Below are 5705 nucleotides of genomic sequence, written 5' to 3'. Positions count from 1 at the left end.
CGGGAATTCAGATAATAAGTGCGACACTCATGGATGAATGGCGAGAGGTGGCCAACTGCTGATTGGTGGTACCCTTCTGCTCGCCAAAGTAAAAGCAGTATCACCATGAGCTATCAGCAGTTGACCGAGGGGCAACGATACCAGTTATCGGTGCTTCGCGCACAGGGGATGTCCATCCTTGCCACCGCACGCGCCATTGGCGTTCATCGCTCCACCCTCTACCGGGAGCTGCGTCGTAACGCCGGGCCGCAGGGCTACCAGCCAGACAATGCGCATCAGCACGCCACCCACCGACGGGCCAGTGCGGCCAAATCTCGGCTATCTGCCGATGTCATCCAGTTTGTCGAGCTGACACTCGCCTGGTGGTGGAGCCCGGAGCAGATAAGCGCGGTGGGCAAGCAGATAGGCCTCATGGTGAGTCACGAGTGGATATACCGCCATGTGGCCGCCGACAAAGCCCGGGGTGGCCAGTTGTACCGCCATCTGCGCCAGGGCCACAAGCGCTACCGCAAGGGGGCGAGCAGCCTGCGTTCTCCCATCAAGGAAGCCCGCTCTATTGATGAACGGCCGGCTATCGTCGATAGCCGGGAGCGGCTCGGTGATTGGGAGGCGGACACGGTGCTGGGCAAGCAAGGCACAGGTGCACTGGTCACCCTGGTGGAGCGCAAGAGCCGGCTCTATCTGGTCAAGCGGGTCGCGAGCAAACAGGCTGGGGTGGTGCGGGATGCGATAATCGAGATGTTAACGCCCTACATCGAGCAGGTGCATACCATCACCTTTGACAACGGCGGCGAGTTTGCCGAACACAAGGCGATAGAGGAAGCGCTGGGTGCCGAGACTTACTTTGCGCACCCTTACTCTTCGTGGGAGCGCGGTCTGAACGAGAACAGCAATGGGCTGTTGAGGCAGTTTATCCCAAAGGGAACAGACCTGAGAGAGGTCACGGACGAGGATGTCAGGAGAGCGGAGCAGTGGCTCAACCTACGACCTCGGAAATGTCTCGGATTCAGGCAGCCTGTCAAGGTATTCGAAGAGTACCGTCAGGCGGCATAGGCGAGTGTCGCACTTCGAAGTTGAATTCGCGCTCCACCCCACTCCGGTCGCTGCGCAACCTACGGGGGTTCCGGGTTCGCTACTCTCACCACACCCACATTCTTACGTTCGTAAGAATGTTTTACCCCGCGTTCTTACGCTGTGTTGGCTCTGCGTTCTTACGGTTGCGACGAAGGCGTTCTTACGGTTGCGCCCCAGGGGGATTTGCCATGCAGTGATAGCAGCAAGGCTGTCCCCCTGTAGCCGCTCCCTTATCGGGATAAGTCGTCATCGGCATCGCGATGCCAATTGATGAATGCCGCCATGCCTCTCGGCGTTGTTGGGGCAGTTGAATCTGCGCTCGGCGAAGGCTCAGCCACTGTTGTGGGTGTAGCTACCTGGCGATGAGTTTTGTTATCCACAGAAAGCTCGGCGTGCGTTGTCCTGATATGGCTCAGGTCAGCATCCGCTGGGCAAGTGGGTAACACGTTACCATTAGCGGATTTACGATTGCCGTATTTGTCCACAGAAGACGTTGCCTGATGACCCATGATGTAGGCAATGCGCTGCCGGTCGAGCCCAGACGCTTTGAGCTCAGAGCCCATCTGATGGCGCCAGCTGTAAAAGGTCGGCAGCGATTTTCGCGCCGGCCAGAGGTTTTTGCCCGCCGCACGCAGCTTGTCCTGCAATGAGCCAATTTTTGCTTTCTTTGCCTCGGTCACCATGAGTTGCAATTTCTCTGGCGAAAGCGTGTCAAACTGTAAGACCCTATCTGCACCACGTTTGCCGTCGTGACTTTTTTTGGCTCCGATAACGGTGAGCCGATTACCCTGCGCAGTTATGGTGGCTAGTTCAGCAGGTCTTATCCCCGCGCGCATAAACAACAATATGGCCGCCAACATAGCGCTGTCATTACGCGCCTTAAAATACTGAATCAGTGCAACGAGATCATCATTATCGACCTTTTTAACTCTTTTTTGTTTTGCCTTAACCGGTATATCTGGCCTACTCAGGGCCTGAATTCGCTCGGCCGCGTCGGGAAAATTCAACAATTGTTGATGATATACCAGTGCACAGCGCAGTTTTCGCCAATAGCCAGGACTGCATTCTGAAGCGCGAGCCAACAATTCATCCGCAATGTTTTTTGCTGTGATGTTGAGGCCCTTTTTCTTTAGGATTTCATAATGATTTTTTGCCAGTCTTTCATATTCCTTTTCCGTTGCCTGTGTAGCCATTCGGTCATCTCCCAGAGCGCTTGAATAACGCCTTCTTTAGATAGTGGGCAGGATTTCCCCACCCACGACGTGGATCCCTTTATTAAAGGTGCGATTTAGTTTTAAATTAATGCTGAATGCGTGATGTAGACAGTGATTTACTGCGCCACAGAAATTCGCTGCATTAAAACACTCATCAATCTCTGCATGACAGCAGGAGTTGCCAGTAATGCGTCGACATCGAATTCGCTTTCTGTGTTTTTATCTTCAGTTTTTTGATTACAGCTCGGCACAGTAACTTGAGCCTGCTGACCAGCCATACAGGCATTAAATACCGTGTCAGCCCTACCCCTATAATCAGGGGCGTCCTCCATCAACCACTTGCCATAATGGCGTACCACCATTTCTGTACCGGTGTGCCCCATCTGACGGGCTATCCACTCGATGCTAATCCCCGCCGAGAGCAGTTGGCTTGCATAGGTGTGCCGAAATTGAGATGGCCCCCGATAACGCACCCCAGCAGCCTGACAGAACGGCCTGAAAAACCGCTCACGGAACTCATCAACCGAGGCATAACTGCGCCTTTTGGCGCTGTAGTAAGCCAGCAGGGTGCGTTGTTCACTCATCTGAGTGCGATTGTCCGACCTCGTGACCGTAATCTTCTTAGCCTTACGATGCTCCGCTAGCCTCATCAGGGTCTTGAGAGATCCAACAGCCTGTTCTGACAGCTCTATCGTGCGAATAGATCCCCTGGTTTTGGGCGTTTTGTACTGCCCATCAACCAACGCAAGGTCAACCAATAAGGTCTTCTTGTCGAGATTGACCGCCTCCGCACTGACCGCCATTAACTCACTGATGCGCAGACCCGTAGAGATACCGAGTTGGATGAGTGACACCTCCAGCAAATGGGTGCTTTTCAGGGCGAGAAATGCCTTAATTTCGTATTGATAAAATGGATCAGGTTCGTCCACCTCAAATTTACATTTTTTAATGCCATCCATTGGACTGGTATGAATAACACCATCGCTGACAGCTCGTGCAAAGACTTGTCTCAATATATCCAAATATTGGTTAATGGTATTTCCTTTATATTTTTTGTTGCAAAATCTCACTACGAGTAGTTCAATGTCACTCGCACGATATGACGTCAGCGGTTTATCACCAATCCATTTTATCAACTGTTCTGCTTTACGCTTCGAAATGTCATAGGTTGTCTGCGCATACTGGTATTTTTTGATTTCCAGGTGCTGACGAATGGCTGACGCCAGTGAATGCTCATCAACAATGACTGAACGCACAGTGTTGTGTTTAGTTTTTTGTTTTTGAACGGTCCTTTTATTGGTTTGTTTGTTCATAATTACCCTCATTACAGTTATAAATACTCCTTCAATTACAAAAACAGCAATAGCAAAACGTGATGCTCACGCATCGATACCGAGAGGGTAATAGTGCACCTAAAAACAGCGATATAAATTACTCTGTGACGCTATAAACAGATAAGTTTCACCTCAAAATCCTGTTAATTTGTCAAATGCCAAGTATACATTAGCGATAGCTGATGTCATTTAATCGATATAATCAAATGTTCCCGTCAGATTTTTACTCAACATTGCATCAAGCAAATACCATGTGTTATTCACTTCACCCGAATTTGGGTAATAACAACCCGTTCAGCGTATCGAAGATAGCTGTGATATTGGCGGTATTTTTTAAATCTGAAGGGGTGATAACCCTTGTTTGAACGAGATAAACGTGTCGGTGTGTTCTACGCCATATTCATTTCGTTTCGATCCTTCGTGTTTACTGTCGTTGTTATGTCCTTGTTAGCAGCTTTATCAGCATACTACAACGATTGAGGCCCACTCGTCAATGAAAATAACCCACAAAGAAAAAGAAATGTCAACATATTTTTATTAGGTTTTTTAAATATTTTCCAGTGCGCTTAAAATCATTATAAATCATGAAGATAGGGCCATGCCCGCTCCATTAAACCGCCGAGAAATGCTCTCATATTGGTTTTTTCATGGGGGGTAGACAGCCCTGTTACCCAAAAAATATGCGTCATCTTTACGGTGATTTTCCCCCTGACAGCAGGTGGTGGGGTATCAGGTCGGTAGGAAGGGATTGGATTTTCTCATTCAGCAGCCTAATGTTCACACGTTTGCCATAGCGGCCAAACGTCAGGCCGTTTTTACTGTGTCCCGCAAGTTCGGCCACAATATGCTCAGCAACGTCCGCCTGTTGCAGCTCATCGATAAACGTGTGTCTCATCCCGTAAATGGTGGGGCGGCCCTGACCTACGATGCCAGCATCATTGAGGTGGCGTTGGAAGCGACAGGTGATGTTATGCGCCCAGTCGTCGTCTTTGCCTGATGGTTGGTCATCGAACAAAAATACCTTCCCTTGACTGCGACGACTCTCCACATAGTCTAGGAATTGATGTCCGATCAACGCACTGTGCAGTGGCACGGTACGATACGCATTGACGCTTTTGAGCTGCTGATCTGCTTCTCCCGCATCGACCATCAAACACCAAATCCCCTCAACCTGTTTGATGTTCTGAGTTTTGAGCTGGCAGGCCTCGGAAGGCCGCAACCCTGCGTATAGGCACAGCAGGGGCACCCACCAGTCCTGAATTTTCAACTTTTTGCCTTTCTGGGATTGTTTGCTGCGCAGGCTGGCAAACAGTTGGGCCAGTTGAGGGCGATACCAACGCACTCGCTCCTCATCCGCCCGTTTGTTCGGTTTTTTACCTGCCGTCAGCCCATCGAATGGGTTACGACTGCAATAGTCCAGTGCCACGCACCAACGAAAGAACTGTTTCAGGGCAGCCAAGTAATCGGTCTTAGTTTTGAAACTGATGTCGTTCTTGCGCAGCAAGCCGTTGCGATACTCCTGTGCTAGCGCGGGCGTCACCTCATCGACTTTGCCCCCTTTGGCCCAGGTGACGAAGGCGTTGATCCGAAGTTGGAGCTGGCCCACCGACTTATGCTGGATCCCCTCACTGGTTTTAGTCTCGATGAATCTAGCCAGTGCGTGGGTGAGCGTGATCCCACTGCTGGGGCAAGCTGAGGCATCAACAGAAAGTTCACGAGGTGTGGAAGGTGTTTGAGGAGGGATGAACCCCGCAGCTTTGAACGCGTCTAGATCGGCGCGGATCCAGCGATAGAAACTGCGAGGGGAAGTATCAGCAGGGGTAGCCGCGATCAGTGCGCGAGTACGAGCTGCCACAGCCAGGTTTCGGTCTACAGCGAGCTGCCTATCTTTGGTGCAAAGGGAAGTGCGGATAGCGAAGGGCAAGCCACGGTCACGCAAAATCTTGGGCAAGGGAAGCCGAGTGTAGTAGGTGCCGGAGGCATTTTTACTCAGATACATGATTGTTCCACCCAGTTGATCCAGGAAAAAAATCACGTAAGTCTAGAAATGAAAAAACCCGTTGAAATTCAACGGGTTATATTT

Annotated in this window: 4 protein-coding genes; 1 reads left to right on the top strand and 3 read right to left on the bottom strand. The window is 50.7% G+C overall.

The annotated features are described in order from the left end of the window. Positions 1-105 precede the first annotated feature (105 nt). A complete protein-coding gene (locus AB5Y54_RS06380) occupies positions 106-1053 on the top strand; it encodes an IS30-like element ISAs2 family transposase (protein ID WP_019706001.1) in 948 nt (315 codons plus the stop codon). Positions 1054-1304: 251 nt separating this feature from the next. On the opposite strand, the gene AB5Y54_RS06375 is transcribed toward AB5Y54_RS06380, so the two are convergent. The 3 genes from AB5Y54_RS06375 to AB5Y54_RS06365 form a co-directional block, all read right to left on the bottom strand. Continuing rightward, positions 1305-2267, bottom strand: a complete 963-nt coding sequence (locus AB5Y54_RS06375; RefSeq protein ID WP_368153380.1) for a site-specific integrase — start codon at positions 2265-2267, stop codon at positions 1305-1307. A 137-nt stretch (positions 2268-2404) separates the two neighbouring features. Next, positions 2405-3601, bottom strand: a complete 1197-nt coding sequence (locus AB5Y54_RS06370; protein ID WP_236663870.1) for a tyrosine-type recombinase/integrase — start codon at positions 3599-3601, stop codon at positions 2405-2407. A gap of 712 nt (positions 3602-4313) precedes the next feature. After that, entirely contained in the window at positions 4314-5621 is a 1308-nt protein-coding gene (locus AB5Y54_RS06365) for a site-specific integrase (protein ID WP_254203854.1), read from the bottom strand. Positions 5622-5705: the final 84 nt, after the last annotated feature.

Source organism: Aeromonas sp. s9, from assembly GCF_040907765.1.
Classification (GTDB): Bacteria; Pseudomonadota; Gammaproteobacteria; order Enterobacterales; family Aeromonadaceae; genus Aeromonas; species Aeromonas caviae.
The sequence above is the reverse complement of the archived record's forward strand: the minus strand, read 5'-3'. Positions and strand labels throughout refer to the sequence as shown.